Source organism: Jezberella sp. (assembly GCF_964834465.1).
In genome coordinates this window covers 16,976-32,599 of the sequence record NZ_CBAZRM010000009.1, presented here as the reverse complement: position 1 = coordinate 32,599, position 15,624 = coordinate 16,976, and the positions used below count along the sequence as shown (strand labels likewise).

Here is a 15,624-nt window from a genome sequence, read left to right as displayed (position 1 = left end):
TCCAGCGAACGTCTGTTGATTCATTGAGATCAAGCGAGCGCTGAGACGATAGGCTGGCTCAGTCGCTGATACCGTAGCGGTCGCGGTAGGCTTTAACCGCCGCTTGGTGTTGTGCAAAATCCGCGTTATCTTTTAACAAGGCCATAATGTCGTCCAACGATGCAATGCTGACGACCGGCAGGCCGTAGCGCTGTTGAACCTCCTGAACAGCTGAATGGGGTGACAAGCTACCATCATTGCCCGCTCGTTCCATACGATCCATGGCGATCAACACAGCAGCGGGTTCAGCGCCTGCCCCGCGGATCATATCGACAGATTCGCGCACTGAGGTGCCTGCGGTAATAACATCGTCAATAATCACCACCCGCCCTTGTAGAGGGGCCCCCACCAGCACCCCACCTTCTCCATGGTCTTTTGCCTCTTTCCGATTGTAGGCAAAAGGCACGTCGCGACCTCTCATGGCAGGGTGAGCGGCGAGAGCGACGGCCGTCGCGGTCGCTAACGGAATACCTTTATACGCTGGCCCAAACATCATGTCGAAAGGCAACGCTGCATCAATCAATGCTTGAGCATAAAATTGTGCCAATCGCCCTACCGAGCTGCCTCGGTTAAAAAGCCCAGCATTAAAAAAATACGGGCTGGTTCGTCCAGATTTGGTCACAAAACTGCCGAATCTCAAAACACCCTCGTCTAAGGCAAATTGAACGAAGGCACGGCGATCTGTTCCACTGGACATATGATTTCTCGACTAAATTAGAAGCATAATTATGACACCCCACGGAGCATCAGCTTGCTACGCATCACATCACTAAACCTCAACGGTATCCGCTCAGCCTTCAAAAAAGGTCTGGTTGACTGGCTGGCACTCAACCAAGCCGATATCTTGTGCCTTCAAGAGCTCAAAGCTCACTTGGCTGATATCGACGAGCCCTTGCAGCACCCACTCGATTACACGGGACATTTCTACGCTGCTGAAAAAAAGGGCTACAGCGGTGTCGGCATCTATTTGCGCAGAGCGGCTGAAAAAGTGGCCACAGGCATTGAATGCGAAGAGTTCGACGCCGAGGGTCGAGTTATCCGCGCGGATTGGGGCAACGTTAGTGTAGTTAGTGCTTACTTACCATCAGGGTCAAGTGGGCCAGAGCGGCAAGAAGCTAAGTTTAGATTTTTGGCTAAGTTCGAGCCTTGGCTGAAAGGCCTGATGGCTGAGCACAAGAAAACCGGTCGCGAGTTTGTCGTCTGCGGGGATTGGAACATTGCCCACAAAGAGATCGATTTAAAGAACTGGAAATCTAATCAGAAGAATTCTGGCTTTACACCTGAAGAACGGGCTTGGTTGACCCATATCTTTGACGATCTCGGTTTTGTGGATGTGTTTCGTCAAGTCGACGACCGTCCCGATCAATACACTTGGTGGAGCGCTCGTGGACAGGCCTGGGCAAAAAACGTCGGATGGCGCATCGACTATCACATTGCCACACCAGGCATCGCGGCAACCGCTACCTCAGCAGCGATCTATAAGGACGAGAGATTTTCTGATCATGCACCACTGACGATTGACTATGATTTCACCCTTCAACCGTAAGATTGGCCATTTCTGCCAAGGGGATCTCTGCGTGCCCTGACGAGCGGCTAGCGCATTAATCTGCGCTTGAGGCGGCCTGACTCATCAGGTCGTTATATCCAGTTTTTCAATGTCATGCCGTCGCCAATACAACAGCATCAAGCCTGGCACGCCGATGATCACGGTGAACAGAAAAAAGTGTGGCCATCCCAGATATTCAACCAGCGGCGGGCTCAACGGCCCTGCCAAATAGGTACGCCCCACCGCCGAAAGGGCAGACAACAAAGCAAACTGTGTGGCCGAAAACTCGTGCTTGCAAAGACCCATGAGCAGCGCAACAAAGGCAGCAGTACCCATCCCACTGCACAAATTTTCAATCCCAATGCCGGCGGCCATCAGCCAAACACTGTGGGGGCCGATCGACACCACCCAAAATGCCAAATTCGACACCGCTTGCAACACACCAAAGAGAAACAGCGATCGAAACAACCCGAGGCGAGCCATCAACGCCCCACCTGCAAGCGCACCCGCGATGGTAGCCGCCAGTCCGAGCAATTTATTGACTGTACCGACCTCAGTCACCGTATAGCCCGCCGCTCTCAGCAAAAACGTGGTGGATAATGCGCTCGCAAAGGCATCGCCGAGCTTGTACAACACAATAAGCACCAACACCATGCCGGCCTCGGGGCGACTGAAGAACTCTTTCAACGGCTCAATCACTGCGCTTGAAAGTGACACTGGTGGCTTAGCCACATGCTCAGGCTCGGATGCCCAAAATGTGCCGAGCGAGGCAACCAGCATGATCACGCCCATGCAAACATACATCCCGCCCCAGCCCAACCAATTGTCGGCAAGAATCAGGGCCAACCCGCCCGACGTCAACATTGCCAAGCGATAACCCATCACAGATAGCGCTGCACCCGCGCCACGTTCTTCCGTTCGCAACACGTCACTTCGATACGCATCAATGGCAATATCCTGGGTGGCAGAACAAAACGCCACAAACACGGCTATCGCAGCAAGACCCGATAAGTTATTTTTCGGGTCGAGCAATCCCATTGCCATGAGCGCTGCCGCAAGAATCAACTGCATCGCAATCATCCAGCCGCGACGCCGACCAAGCCACGGCGCTGCAAACCGGTCAACCACGGGTGCCCAGAAAAACTTCAGGGTGTAAGCGGATCCCACCAATGTCAGCAGACCGATGTCTTGCAAAGACACTTGTTGTTGCGTTGCCCAAGCTTGCAAGGTCCCACCCGTCAACGCGAGAGGTAAGCCACTGGCAAAACCAACGAGCAACAACGGCGCAACGCGTCGACTCAAGTAGACGTGACCCGGGGTAAGGCTGCCAGAGGTCATCTCGTCAGAGACTCGCCGTGATGTGATAAACCGCCAGCGTGCTTCGCCATCCCGCCAAAAACTTGATTTCGTGATCGTCTTTAAAGGTTGAGCGGGCCAGAATCCTAAAGCCGAGTTTGACAGCCAGCCGTTCAAAATCTTTCAAAGTACAGAGGTGGATATTTGGCGTGTTGTACCAGTCGTAAGGCATCTGTCCAGTAACCGGCATACGCCCAGCCAAAATAGACCAACCGTGCGGCCAATAGCCAAAATTGGGAAACGATACGATCCCGCGGCGAGCAACTCTCAGCATTTCGCGCAGGATGTGTTCAGTGTTATGCATAGACTGCAGTGTTTGAGACAACACGACCGTATCAAACTGTTGATCGTCGAACATGGCCAGACCATCTTCAAGATTCTGTTGAATGACATGCACGCCGCGTTTGACGCAGGCTAAAACACACGCATCATTGATTTCAACCCCAACCGCTTTAACCCCTTTTTGTTCCTGTAAATAAGAGAGCAGTGTGCCGTCGCCACAACCCAAATCCAGAACACGAGTCGTCGGCTCAATGAGCGCCGCTATTTTCTGCAAGTCACCACGCAAACTCGACACGCTTTTCAGTCCCATCACCGCGCCCCCCCGCTTAGCGACTCGAAGATTCTCTCGAAATACGCCCTGACGACCTGATGATAGCGAGCGTCTTCAAGTAAAAAGGCGTCGTGGCCATGCGGCGCGTCAATCTCGGCATACGTGGCTGCTTGCGAGTTTTGTAACAAAGCTTTGACAATTTCACGTGATCGTAGCGGCGGGAATCTCCAATCAGTTGTGAAAGAGACCAGCAGAAAATCTGCCGTTGCCGGCGCCAGCGCCTGGGCCAAATCACCGTCAGTTTTACGCGAAGGATCAAAATAATCCAGCGCTCGAGTAATCAGCAAATAAGTGTTTGCATCAAAGTAGCGCGAAAATTTTTCCCCCTGGTAGCGCAAATAGGACTCGACCTCAAATTCGACCCCGTAACCGTAGTGAAATTCGCCATCGGCTGCAGGTTCACGCTGCGTTCGGCCAAACTTTTCAGCCATATCATCGTCAGACAAATAGGTAATGTGCCCAATCATGCGGGCAACTGACAGCCCGTGGCGAGGAACCGTTTGATGCGCGTAGTAATCACCGCCGTGAAAATCCGGGTCGGTAATAATGGCCCTTCTCGCGACCTCGTTAAAGCCAATGTTCTGTGCTGATAAGCGAGGTGTGCTGGCGATGACGACGCAGTGCGCGACGCGCTCAGGGCAAGTAATTGCCCAGCTGAGTGCTTGCATTCCGCCCAGCGAGCCACCCATCACCGCAGCAAAACGCTGTATACCTAGCCGGTCTGCGACTCGCGCTTGAGCCGATACCCAGTCTTCAACCGTGATCACTGGAAACGCAGCCCCCCACGGCTTACCCGTCTGCGGACGAATGGAAGCCGGGCCAGTAGAGCCAAAACATGAACCCAGATTATTGACCCCGATGACAAAGAACCGGTTGGTATCAACGGGTTTGCCTGGCCCAACCATGTTGTCCCACCAGCCAATATCGTCTGGATTATCTGCCGAGACGCCTGCCACATGATGGGAGGCGTTCAGTGCATGGCAAATCAGCACGGCATTACTGGCGTCAGCATTTAACGTGCCATACGTTTCAACGGCCAGCGTATAGGCGTCAATTTGTTGACCGCTAGCTAACCGTAAAGGTTCTTCAAAGTGCAGAAATTGTGTGTGAACCACACCGACCGAATCGGACGATTTAATCATCGATAACTCTTTAGCTGGATTTATGCGGCGCCCGCAAGCGGATCAGGCAAATCGGCGCGTATTTAGCTTTCATTCTAGCATTTGCCCCCACCACTCGGCATGCGGGTAGCCCTTGCCCTTACAACGAATAACAAATGTGACGCTATTAGAAACAACTAACAGGGATTTTGCGCATTCTCAAGTTTGAGGAATATGTTCACACTAAGCAACTTTACGCTGGGCGAGTCATGCATATTCATCAACGTGCCAACAGGAGAAGTCCCCGTATGAAGACACGAATACTTTCTGATCGCGAACGCCAGTGCCTGCAATGGATCGCACGAGGCAAAACAAGTTGGGAAACGGCCACGATTTTACAAGTCAGTGAACGTACCGTTAATTTTCACGTTGGAAACGCGTGTCGCAAACTCAACGTCTACAAAAGGCAGGCTGGGGTCTCGCTTGCCATACAGCAAGGTTTGCTTGAGGCGTAACGTTGGCGTGATGTTTGACGGCTATCATGCCCAAAGGTATATCACCTAAAATGCATTGGACTATCAGAGAAAGGATTTTCCGTGAGCGCCACTTTGTCCCAACGTCTAACCCTCCTAGAACGTCAGCCAGGTCTACTCTCAAAGTCCCTCCGTGGGATCGAAAAGGAAGGTTTAAGGGTCAACCCCTTGGGGCAGCTTTCAATGCAGCCGCACCCGCCAGCGCTTGGATCAGCACTGACCCATCCTCGGATTACGACGGATTATTCTGAGGCGCTGCTTGAGCTCATCTCTGGCACTCACACACGTGTTGATACGTTGATTGCTGAGATGACAGAACTTCAGACAGTGATCGCGTGCACGCTGGCTGATGAAATGATGTGGAATCACTCGATGCCAGCTCATCTTCCTGCAGAAGCAGACATCCCGATTGCTTGGTTTGGCACCTCGAATACTGGTATGTTGAAACATGTTTACCGGCGCGGGTTGGCTGAACGCTATGGCAAAACGATGCAATGCATTGCAGGGCTGCACTACAATTTTTCGTTTGACGAAAGCTTTTGGCAAGTCATTGATATGCCAGGCGCTACCGTTGAAGATAAACGCTCTGCAGGTTACATGGCGTTAATCAGAAACTTTACTCGTTACAGCTGGTTGTTAATGTACCTGTTTGGCGCAACACCAGCCGTATCGAAAGACTTCCTGCGGGCAGGTTCGCGAGGCTTAGACCAGCTTGACGCAGATACTTTGTTTTTGCCTTATGCGACCAGTCTGCGCATGAGCGATCTGGGTTATCAGAACAAAGCCCAAGCCACGTTGAAGCCTTGTTACAACGATCTCAACAGCTTTTTAATCAGCATGCATGAGGCAGTGACGACTCCGTGGCCTGCGTATTCGAAAATTGGCACGCACCGCCATGGCGAGTGGATTCAGCTCAATACCAACGTATTACAAATTGAAAACGAGTTTTACTCCAGCATCCGCCCCAAACGAACCACCGGCCCCTGCGAGAGGCCGATTACCGCACTAAACGAAAGGGGCATTCAATACGTTGAAATCCGCTGTCTGGATATTGATTACAACGAGACCATCGGGATTTCTAGCGAAACTGCGCATTTCATGGATGCGTTTATCCTCTTTTGCGCCACCCAAGACAGCCCGAATTTTGATAACAACGGATTTTGCGCAGAAAGTGTCGATAACTTTGCACAAACCGTCAAGTTTGGACGACAACCGGGATTGATGCTCAAGCGCGACGGCGAACAAGTCGCGTTGACTGCGTGGGCAGCCTCTTTGATTGATCAGATTAGTGACTGTGCGGATACGCTGGCGGATTGCCTGAAAGATGAGAACTACAGACTCGCGATGGCGCCGCAGCAACTGAAAGTGCGTAATCCTGCTTTGACACCTTCGGCCAAGTTACTGGAAACCCTGCGGGGCAACAAACAGTCATTTCATGAATTTGTGCAAGATTTAAGCGCAAGGCAGGCAGCTGCACTGCGGTTAGCGGGTTTGACCGACCAGCAACAGCGTCGGGCTAACAGCGAGGCGCGTGAATCACTGGTGGCACAAAAAACCATCGAAGATTCAGACTCAGAAACGTTTGACCAGTACGTCAACCAGTTTCATCTTGCACTCAAAGCCCCAACTTTTGGGTAATTGGTGCGCCCGACAGGAATCGAACCTGTATCGAGAGCTTCGGAAACTCTTATTCTATCCATTGAACTACGGGCGCCAAGTCAGCCATTATAACTGTTTGACACCCAGCGGGATTATCCAGTCGCCCTTTGAGCGATATATCCCGCTATAATCGCCAGCGCAACGTAAAACCTTTCTGAGACTCGCAGGATTTGGTCATGAGCAACATCCAAGAACATCACGAAACACACGAAGAAGAGCACGGCTCTTTAATCAAGACACCGAAGCAACTGATCGTGACAGTTGTATTGGCTTTCATCCTTCCGGTGTTAGTCATTTTGTTGCTTGTGAACTTTGTCACTGCCGGCGAAAAAACCGCTGCGGGATCAAACTCGCTCGCCGCTCAAGCCATTGGCGAACGCATTGCACCGGTTGCAACGCTTGAGCTGGTCGATGCCACTGGCCCTAAAGTGTTCAAAACAGGCGAGCAGGTTTACAAAGTGGTCTGTATGAGCTGTCACGCTGCCGGCTTAGCGGGTGCCCCAAAAACTGGCGACAAAGCCGCCTGGGCCCCACGTATCGCGACCGGCCAGGCGATGCTTGTCTCGCACGCAATCAATGGCAAAGGCGCCATGCCTGCCAAGGGTGGTAACCCAGCACTGGATGATTACGAAATTGCCCGTGCTGTTGTTTTCATGACCAATGGCGCCGGCGCTGACTTTAAAGAACCTGAAGCGCCTGCGACCCCCGCAGACGCACCCAAGAAATAAACAAAGCCGTTTCTTGGTGAAATCCAGCGTTTAGCTGGATTTCTTCAGCAGTGACATGCCCAATTGCACGCGGCGTTGCAACCAGAGGCTTGGGCGGTAGCGGGGGTCTCCGGTTACCGCTTCAATATTCTTCAAAATTTCCAGAATCGTTGCGGCACCCAGTGAATCGCCCATTGACAGTGGCCCCTGCGGGTAGCCCAAACCAAGCTTCACCGCATTGTCGATGTCTGCCGGCGTCGCGATGTCTTGTTGTGCAATATCACAGGCAATATTGACGATCATCGCAACAATACGTTGCGCAACAAAACCAGGCGAGTCTTCGATCACACTGACACGAACGGTATCGCCCGCCAGCAATGCATGTGCCCGAGTTGCCCACGTTTGAGCCGTTGCAGGCGACACCATTAATGTCCGCCGACGGGTGTGCTCAAAACCGTTAAAGGTATCGAGCCCTACCGTGCGGCTTGGGTCGAGACCCTGCTGCACAACCGCGGTCGAGACATCTTGCCCATAGGGCGTCACGACAATCAACGCGTCAGCATCAGGACGAGCCCCTGCCTGTATGACGGCCCCTAGTTTTTGAAGTAAGGCGGTGGCCAATGCGTGCCCAATAGGATGCGTGGCGCTGACCCAGACCTTGACGACTTCATCAAGCACAGGCGGTGCGGCCTCTGGTTCGGTCTGTTTGAAACCATCAACGTACTCGTAATAGCCACGCTGAGTTTTGCGTCCCAGCAAACCACCTGCCACTCGTACTGTCGTGATAGGCGATGGTTTGAACCGAGGTTCATCGAAAAACTGCCGGTAAATTGACTCCATCACGGGGTGTGAGACATCAAGGCCTGTCAAATCCATGAGTTCAAAAGGCCCCATTTTTAGGCCGACCTGATCTCGCATGATGGCGTCTACGGTTTCGAAGTTGGTGACCGACTCTTGAATCACTTTCAAGCCTTCAGGACCAAGACCGCGGCCGGCGTGATTCACAATGAAACCGGGCATGTCCTTACAACGCACAGGCGTATGTCCCATGGCGTGGGCCAGATCCATCAGGGTATCACCGGCCGCCGGATCGCTGCGCAATCCGTCAATCACTTCCACCACCTTCATGAGAGGGACAGGATTGAAAAAGTGATAACCAACCACGCGGGCCGGATGTTTGCACACCGAGGCGATCGCGGTCACGGAAAGGGAAGACGTGTTGGATGCCAATATGCAATCTGGCCTTACGACGGACTCAAGTTCACGGAAAAACGCCTGCTTGATATCGAGCCGTTCAATAATGGCTTCTATGATCAAGTCGCAATCTGAAAGGTCAGTCAACGCAGCTGCTGCCATTAGATTATCTTGGGCGGCCTGGGATTGCTCTGGTGTGATCTTGCCTTTGGTCGCCAGCGTGTTCCACGTCTTTGCTAACGCCTCAGCCGCTGAGGCCACCACGGCAGCTTGCGTGTCAAACAGCCGCACCTTGAATCCAGCCTGTGCTGCAATTTGTGCAATACCTCGACCCATTGCACCGGCGCCAGCAACACCGATGGTTTGAATTTTTTTCATGTAAGAGATCTCCTGCCTTTGTTTTGAATAGTTTTTCACTTCGACGCTGAGTATACCGAGGCTAACACTGCCGTTGGTTTCCATTTACCTGCGACGCTGACAAAAGTTGACTAGGTTTTCTTAAGTAAAGATTTCAGCATGTCCAACCGCGCCCGTGGGTTCATCGTTTCGGCCGGTGCTTGATTGGCAACAAGTTCACTGAGGCCCATTTCGGCGATAAAGCGTGAGGGATCACGGCTCACGTCTTCACGTGCGCGCCGGCGTTTCTTGCACCAACTCAAATGTAAGCTTCGCTGTGCTCTGGTGATACCGACATACATCAACCGCCGTTCTTCTTGAACACGTTCAACGAGAATATCCGCCGCTTTGGCTGGATCGATTTCCTCATCATCTCGACCCATGTGTGGCAACAGCCCCTCTTCTACGCCCAGCAGATAAACGTGGGGATACTCTAGGCCTTTGGAAGCGTGAAGCGTTGATAACTTAACCGCGTCTGGGTCTTTGTCATCGCTGCGCTCTAACATCGTGATTAAGGCAACATGTTGCACTAAATCAAACAGACCCATGTGGTCTTCTTGCGCCTTACGCTTGAGCCAGTTGATCAACTCAAGCACATTTTGCCAGCGAGATTGAGCCGGCTTCTCATCGAAGGTGTCGTATAGATAGCGCTCGTAATCGATTGCTGCAAGTAGATCATCCAAAATGATGTCAGCCGCCTCAGCAGGTCTGACCGCTTCACCCGCTGCTACTTTACCGGCACGATACTGTATCCGGTTGATGAACTCACCAAACGTTCGCAGCGGTTCGAGTTGTCTGGCGAGAAGTTTCGATTCAATACCGATTTCAAAGGAAGCCTCAAATAATGAAATACCCCGCATGCCAGCGTATTGCCCGAGGGTCTGCAAGGTCGCCTGACCAATCCCTCTTTTTGGTGTGGTGGCCGCCCGAATAAAAGCTGGGTCATCGGCATCATTTGCGATCAGACGCAAATACGCCAAGATATCCCTGACTTCAGCTTTGTCGAAGAAACTCTGTCCACCTGAAATTGTGTAGGGGATGCGAAGGTTTCTCATGGCTTGCTCGACAATACGCGCTTGATGATTGCCTCGATAGAGCACGGCAAAATCGCGCCATTGCGCTTGTTTCTCAAATCGCGAGGCGGATATTTTCATCGCAACACTTTCAGCCTCAGTCTGCTCGTCGTCCATGACGACAACACTGATGGCCTCGCCTGTCCCGTGCTCTGACCACAATTTTTTTTCAAAGAGCTTCGGGTTATTGGCGATGACCTGATTGGCAGCGGCCAGAATTCGTTGACTAGATCGGTAATTTTGTTCAAGCTTGATGACTTGAATGGTCGGATAATCTTTTGTTAGGTTGGCCAGATTTTCAATGGTTGCCCCACGCCAAGCGTAAATTGCCTGATCGTCATCGCCAACTGCCGTGAACATGGCACGGGGGCCTGTGAGCAGTTGCACGAGCCGATATTGGCAAAGGTTTGTATCTTGATACTCATCGACCAGCAAGTACTTGACTCGCGTTTGCCATTTGTCTCGGACTGATTCGTGCTGTTCAAATATTTTGGCAGGCACTGCAATGAGATCGTCAAAGTCAACCGCCTGATAGGCAGCTAAGGTCGCGTTGTAACTTCGGTAAACACGAGTTGCCTCTATTTCATTGGGTGTCGTTGCAAGCTTAGCCGCTTCGTCGGGATCCACCAATGCGTTTTTCCAGAGCGAGATGGTTTGTTGTACGGCTCGGATGCGCCCTTTGTCGGTCGTCGCCAGCAAATCCTGAACGATGGCGAAAGCATCGTCTGAGTCTAATATCGAGAACTGTTGCTTGAGCCCTGCGTGAATCGCTTCTTCACGCAGGATGCGCACGCCCAACGAATGAAAGGTGCTAATCGTCACCCCTTTCGTTAAGGCGGGATCCATCATTAACTTGACCCGCTCCTCCATTTCTCGGGCAGCTTTGTTAGTGAATGTGAGCGCAACAATGCCTCTCGCTTGATAGCCACAGTCGCGAATCAAATAGCCTATCTTTTGGGTAATGACACGGGTCTTTCCAGAGCCGGCACCAGCCAACACCAAGGCCGGCCCGTCGAGATAGAGCACGGCTTGCCTCTGTGCCGGATTTAAGTGGGATAGATCAGATTTCAAGGGGATCAACTTCAAGTTGCCAGTGAACCTTGCGTGCTTCTGGCAAGGCAGCCACCAAGGGCATGAAATTCTTCAGTAAGGCCTGCAATGACGGACGATGTGTACTCTCAATCAATAACTGAGCGCGGCAGACGTTATCGACTCGAACGATCCTCAAAGGGACAGGATCGTATAACGTGATTTTGCCTTCGCCCAAGTGGTCATCTGACCATTGACTGGCAGCATCACGCGCAACGCCAAGAAAAGAAAGCGCCACATTTAAGTCGTTTGCCTCTGCACTCAATAGCGCCTGATAGGAAAAGGGAGGAAGCATCGCAGCCTCTCGCTCACGCATCGTGAATCGGGCGAAACCCGCATAGTCATGTCTAACGAGCGCCTGATAAACAGCTTGCTCGGGATACCCTGTCTGCACAATGACCTCGCCGTGGCCGGTGTGTCGGCCAGCGCGACCAGATACTTGCATCAATTGTGCGAATAGCCGTTCAGGTGCTCTGAAGTCTTGCGAAAACAACATCGCATCTGCATTTAAAACCCCCACCAAACCCAAATTCGCAAAGTCATGCCCCTTGGCGACCATCTGTGTTCCCACCAAAATATCTACCTCTCCGGCATGAACACTTTCAAACAGGGCCTTTGCACTGCCTTTTTTGCGGGTGCTATCTGCATCAATTCGCAGAACTCGCGCCGGGGCGAACAGCTCAGACAAATGTTCTTCAATTCGCTGAGTTCCTCGACCCATCGGTTGTAGATCTTGATCGCCGCAATCAGGGCATGCACTGGGCACGCGTTGTTGAAGCCCACAGTGATGGCAGTGCAACTGATGCTTACCTGAAGTGACTCTGTGTAACACCGTAAACGTCGTGCACCGAGTGCATTGGCTCACCCATCCGCAGGAGTTGCAATGCAACGCGGGAGAATACCCGCGACGGTTGAGAAAAATTAGCACCTGCTCATTGTTTGCCAAGCGAACTTTCATCGCCTCAATCAGATGAGGCGATAAGCCATGATCCATTTTTAATCGACGCGTGTCTACCAAACGCACCGTTGGCAAGGTCACTTCCCTTGCCCTTTGTGTGAGGTCAAGGCGACGGTAGTGACCCTTTTCGGCGTGAACCCACGATTCAAGCGATGGGGTCGCAGAGCCCAACACCACAGGGATATTCAGATCGTTTGCGCGCCATACGGCGAGGTCTCTGGCGGAATATCGCAGCCCATCCTGTTGCTTATAGGAAGCGTCATGTTCTTCGTCAACGACGATCAGCCCTAAGTTTGCAATCGGTGCAAAAATCGATAGCCGCGTCCCCAGAACAATCTTCGCTTGGCCACGCTCAACACGCAGCCATGCCTGCATCCGCTCACCATCCGACAATGCGCTGTGTAGCACGACGACGCCATCTGGCCCTGCAACCGGCTCAAGTCGCTGTCTCAACGATTGCTCAAACTGGGGTGTCAAATTGATCTCTGGAACGAGTAAAAGCACTCGTGACCCCATATCCAATACTTTGGCCGCCGCGTGAAGATATACCTCTGTTTTGCCACTGCCCGTGATGCCATAAAGCAGAAAGGCCTTGAAACCCGTGGTAGCCGCGATTGCCTCAACGGCTTGCTTCTGTTCGTGGTTGAGTTCGGGCGCAGAGGTTGACGCTTGCTGTTGCGGTTGGGTTTTTTTTCGTGCGTCTAAGCGCGCCACCGGGCCACCGTTTGAGCGCTTGCCTTGATAGGACGCAACCCGCCTTAGCGGGGCAGGCAGTGCCGGAAGCACGACTTCACCGAGCGGTCTTTGATAATAATCAGCGGCAAACGCTGCAAATTTCAACCAATCTTGGCTGATCGGTACAGTATCGTCGAGCACCTGCTCTATGGATTTAATCAGTTTCGGGTCGTAATCGGGTTCGCTTGGGTTATCAACGACTACGCCAATCAATTTTCGTCGACCAAAATTGACGATCACTCTGGTGCCGATATCGATTGGTTTGAACCATTTATAGTCGAACGGTCCAGGCAGGGGGATGTCCAAAACGACACGGATCCAGTGTGTCAACTCGATAACCGTTGAATCAGTCTCAGACGCAATATTGACCATAAAGTTAAAGTAGTTTCTCGGAGTTTGTCCTAACTACAACCGGTGCTTTGAAATCAGAAGGATCAAGTGGCGGCTGTGGATAACTTTGGGGACAATTGTAAATTCTAATAGGCTGACAGGCTTGTCAAGAGGTTTGGCAAATGGCAGTTGCGGTTATAAAAACAAAACTATTTATTAAATTCAATAAGTTACTAATACTTGTTAAATGTTGACTCACTGAATACAGGGATTTCCCTATATACCAATTAGTTGTGTACAACTTGAACCGTATTTGCACCAAAATTAGAAAGCGTTGACCAAGCGATGCTCTGTTTCTACCATTTTTTACATAGATAGGTGAAAATCCGCACTAAATGAATGCACTTCATCAACCAGCCATGCGACGGCTTCTGGGGGTGTGTACTGAGAGATGCCATGCCCCAGATTAAAGATATGCCCACCGTTGTTGGTGTGCCCAAATGACTGGAGCACGCGACGGACCTCTTTTCTGATGGCCATCTCACCCCCAAACAAGGTCATCGGGTCAAGATTGCCCTGCAAGCTAACCTTCTCGCCCACCAGTTTTCTGGCCATCGACAGATTTACCGTCCAGTCAAGCCCAACTGCGTCGCATCCGATGTTAGCGATTTGGCTCAACCATTGCCCTCCACCCTTTGTGAAGACGATCACGGGTACTTTCTGCCCATCCACCTCACGGGTTAACTGCGCAACCACCTGTTGTGTGTATGCTAGAGAAAATTCTTGAAATAAATCATCTGCTAATACCCCCCCCCAACTATCAAAGATCATCACAGCTTGAGCCCCGGCCTCTATCTGCGCATTCAGATAACGCGCCGTCGTCTCAGCGTTAATACTTAGAATACGATGGAGTAGATCGGGCCGAGCGTACAACATGGTTTTGATCAACCGATAATCGTCACTACCTTTACCCTCGACCATGTAGCAGGCAATGGTGAACGGGCTACCCGCAAAACCAATCAACGGGACTCGACCGTTCAGCGCTCGACGAATGGTGCTGACTGCATCGAAGACATAGCGTAGTTTTTCAAGATCGGGAACAGCCAACTTTGCCACATCGCTTTCATCTCGAACTGGATGCGCGAACCTGGGGCCTTCGCCTTGGGCAAACGAAAGCCCCAACCCCATCGCGTCTGGCACTGTCAGTATGTCTGAAAATAGGATGGCGGCATCCAGATCGTAGCGATCTAAGGGCTGTAAAGTCACTTCAGCAGCATAATCGGGGTTGGTTGCGAGCCCCATAAAACTACCCGCGCGCGAACGCGTTGCGTTGTACTCGGGCAAGTACCTTCCCGCTTGTCTCATCAACCACACAGGGGTGTAGGGGACAGATTTGCGATTTAATGCTCGCAAAAATACATCGTTTTTTAGCGCAACGTGAGGCACAAATATCCTTTTAGGTGAGCAAGGGTGAGCCGCCGTAGTTTACTCTGCCGAGGCATCTGGTCGGAAGTCATTCGCATCGATTTTATGCTTGCGCATCAGCGCCCAGAAGGCACGTCGGTGCTTGCTTGAGAAACGTGCCGCCATGGCGATGTTGCCACGGTGTTTGTTGAGCGCACGGGTGATATAAGTTCGCTCGAACTCATCCACGATCAAAGATTTGGCTGTTCGAAACGATTCGTGTCTAGTTTGTTGATGCTTGATGATTCTCGCCACCCCTGTATAGTTCGCTAGAGGCCTTGCGCTCGTCATTTGAAGCCGATACGACAGGCTCGGCGTCATTGCATCAGGCGCTTGCTCTCTCAGAGTCACTGGCTTTGGCATTCTGGCGGCAAGTGTCAGCATCCTTGCTCTGAACTCGTCTGGGCAAATCGGTGTTCTGATGAAGTCTGCCAACCCAAAATCCATAAGATCTTGCATCGCGGCGGACTTAAGCTGATTGAAGATACCCATCAATGGGGTGAACGGGCCCCGCGGGATACTCGCGAGGGTCAACCTAGACCAGGCAAGTGTTGCATGCGAGACGGGCAATAGACATACGTCATACCTTCGCAAACTGACGGCCTGCTGGGCCAGATAAGTCGTCGGTAACAACACCTGACTCTCGGGCAACAAGCTGGTCATTGACGTGGTGTGAATTGCCTGCTGCTCCCAGGTAAGTTCGTGTAAATTGATACGCGCCATCGCCGCAGTGGCATCCTGCAAAACCCCTGGCAGCCAGTCTTCGTGAGCGGACAACTTGAGAACAGCACAATCGATGAGTTGACGCATGTTAAATCCTTAATCTTGAAAA

13 protein-coding genes and 1 tRNA gene are annotated in these 15,624 nt (G+C 51.9%); 4 read left to right on the top strand and 10 right to left on the bottom strand.

Annotated features, from left to right (window positions below; translation table 11 throughout):
- Positions 1-58: 58 nt before the first annotated feature.
- The gene (gene pyrE / locus AC1W8Y_RS08390; RefSeq protein WP_482014027.1) at positions 59-736 is read right to left on the bottom strand and encodes an orotate phosphoribosyltransferase; all 678 of its coding nucleotides are present in this window, start codon (positions 734-736) and stop codon (positions 59-61) included.
- A gap of 54 nt (positions 737-790) precedes the next feature.
- Between pyrE and AC1W8Y_RS08385 the strand changes: the two genes are divergently transcribed.
- Positions 791-1,585, top strand: coding sequence for an exodeoxyribonuclease III (locus tag AC1W8Y_RS08385; protein WP_482014026.1), 795 nt, complete (start codon positions 791-793; stop codon positions 1,583-1,585).
- A gap of 84 nt (positions 1,586-1,669) precedes the next feature.
- Here AC1W8Y_RS08385 and AC1W8Y_RS08380 read toward each other — a convergent pair whose 3' ends face one another.
- Genes AC1W8Y_RS08380 through metX form a run of 3 tightly spaced genes read right to left on the bottom strand, consistent with a single transcriptional unit; the run spans position 1,670 to position 4,696 of the window.
- Entirely contained in the window at positions 1,670-2,923 is a 1,254-nt protein-coding gene (locus tag AC1W8Y_RS08380) for an AmpG family muropeptide MFS transporter (protein ID WP_482014025.1), read from the bottom strand.
- A 4-nt stretch (positions 2,924-2,927) separates the two neighbouring features.
- Entirely contained in the window at positions 2,928-3,533 is a 606-nt protein-coding gene (gene metW, locus AC1W8Y_RS08375) for a methionine biosynthesis protein MetW (protein ID WP_482014024.1), read from the bottom strand.
- On the bottom strand, positions 3,533-4,696 hold the full coding sequence (gene metX / locus AC1W8Y_RS08370) for a homoserine O-succinyltransferase MetX (RefSeq protein WP_482014023.1): 1,164 nt from the start codon (positions 4,694-4,696) through the stop codon (positions 3,533-3,535). The genes metW and metX overlap by 1 nt, the downstream gene beginning before the upstream one ends.
- A 266-nt stretch (positions 4,697-4,962) precedes the next feature.
- Between metX and AC1W8Y_RS08365 the strand changes: the two genes are divergently transcribed.
- Positions 4,963-5,169 carry a response regulator transcription factor gene (locus AC1W8Y_RS08365; RefSeq protein ID WP_482014022.1) on the top strand — a complete coding sequence of 69 codons (207 nt, stop codon included), beginning with the start codon at positions 4,963-4,965 and terminating at the stop codon, positions 5,167-5,169.
- 81 nt (positions 5,170-5,250) lie between these two features.
- A complete protein-coding gene (gene gshA / locus AC1W8Y_RS08360; RefSeq protein ID WP_482014021.1) occupies positions 5,251-6,825 on the top strand; it encodes a glutamate--cysteine ligase in 1,575 nt (524 codons plus the stop codon).
- Between the two features lies 1 nt (position 6,826).
- Here gshA and AC1W8Y_RS08355 read toward each other — a convergent pair.
- A tRNA-Arg gene (locus AC1W8Y_RS08355) sits at positions 6,827-6,901 on the bottom strand.
- Positions 6,902-7,022: 121 nt separating this feature from the next.
- On the opposite strand from AC1W8Y_RS08355, the gene AC1W8Y_RS08350 reads away from it, so the two are divergent.
- Positions 7,023-7,574, top strand: coding sequence for a c-type cytochrome (locus AC1W8Y_RS08350; RefSeq protein ID WP_482014020.1), 552 nt, complete (start codon positions 7,023-7,025; stop codon positions 7,572-7,574).
- Positions 7,575-7,604: 30 nt separating this feature from the next.
- Here the strand turns inward: AC1W8Y_RS08350 and AC1W8Y_RS08345 are convergent, their stop codons facing one another.
- From AC1W8Y_RS08345 to AC1W8Y_RS08325, 5 genes are all read right to left on the bottom strand, one after another.
- Entirely contained in the window at positions 7,605-9,125 is a 1,521-nt protein-coding gene (locus AC1W8Y_RS08345; RefSeq protein WP_482014019.1) for a 3-hydroxyacyl-CoA dehydrogenase, read from the bottom strand.
- A 110-nt stretch (positions 9,126-9,235) separates the two neighbouring features.
- Entirely contained in the window at positions 9,236-11,287 is a 2,052-nt protein-coding gene (locus tag AC1W8Y_RS08340; protein WP_482014018.1) for a UvrD-helicase domain-containing protein, read from the bottom strand.
- Complete coding sequence (locus AC1W8Y_RS08335) at positions 11,277-13,370, bottom strand: primosomal protein N' (protein WP_482014017.1); 2,094 nt, start codon at positions 13,368-13,370, stop codon at positions 11,277-11,279. Before AC1W8Y_RS08335 ends, AC1W8Y_RS08340 begins: the two co-directional genes overlap by 11 nt.
- Before the next feature lie 324 nt (positions 13,371-13,694).
- Positions 13,695-14,774, bottom strand: a complete 1,080-nt coding sequence (gene hemE / locus AC1W8Y_RS08330) for a uroporphyrinogen decarboxylase (RefSeq protein WP_482014016.1) — start codon at positions 14,772-14,774, stop codon at positions 13,695-13,697.
- A gap of 39 nt (positions 14,775-14,813) precedes the next feature.
- Positions 14,814-15,602 carry a helix-turn-helix domain-containing protein gene (locus AC1W8Y_RS08325; protein WP_482014015.1) on the bottom strand — a complete coding sequence of 263 codons (789 nt, stop codon included), beginning with the start codon at positions 15,600-15,602 and terminating at the stop codon, positions 14,814-14,816.
- Positions 15,603-15,624 lie beyond the last annotated feature (22 nt).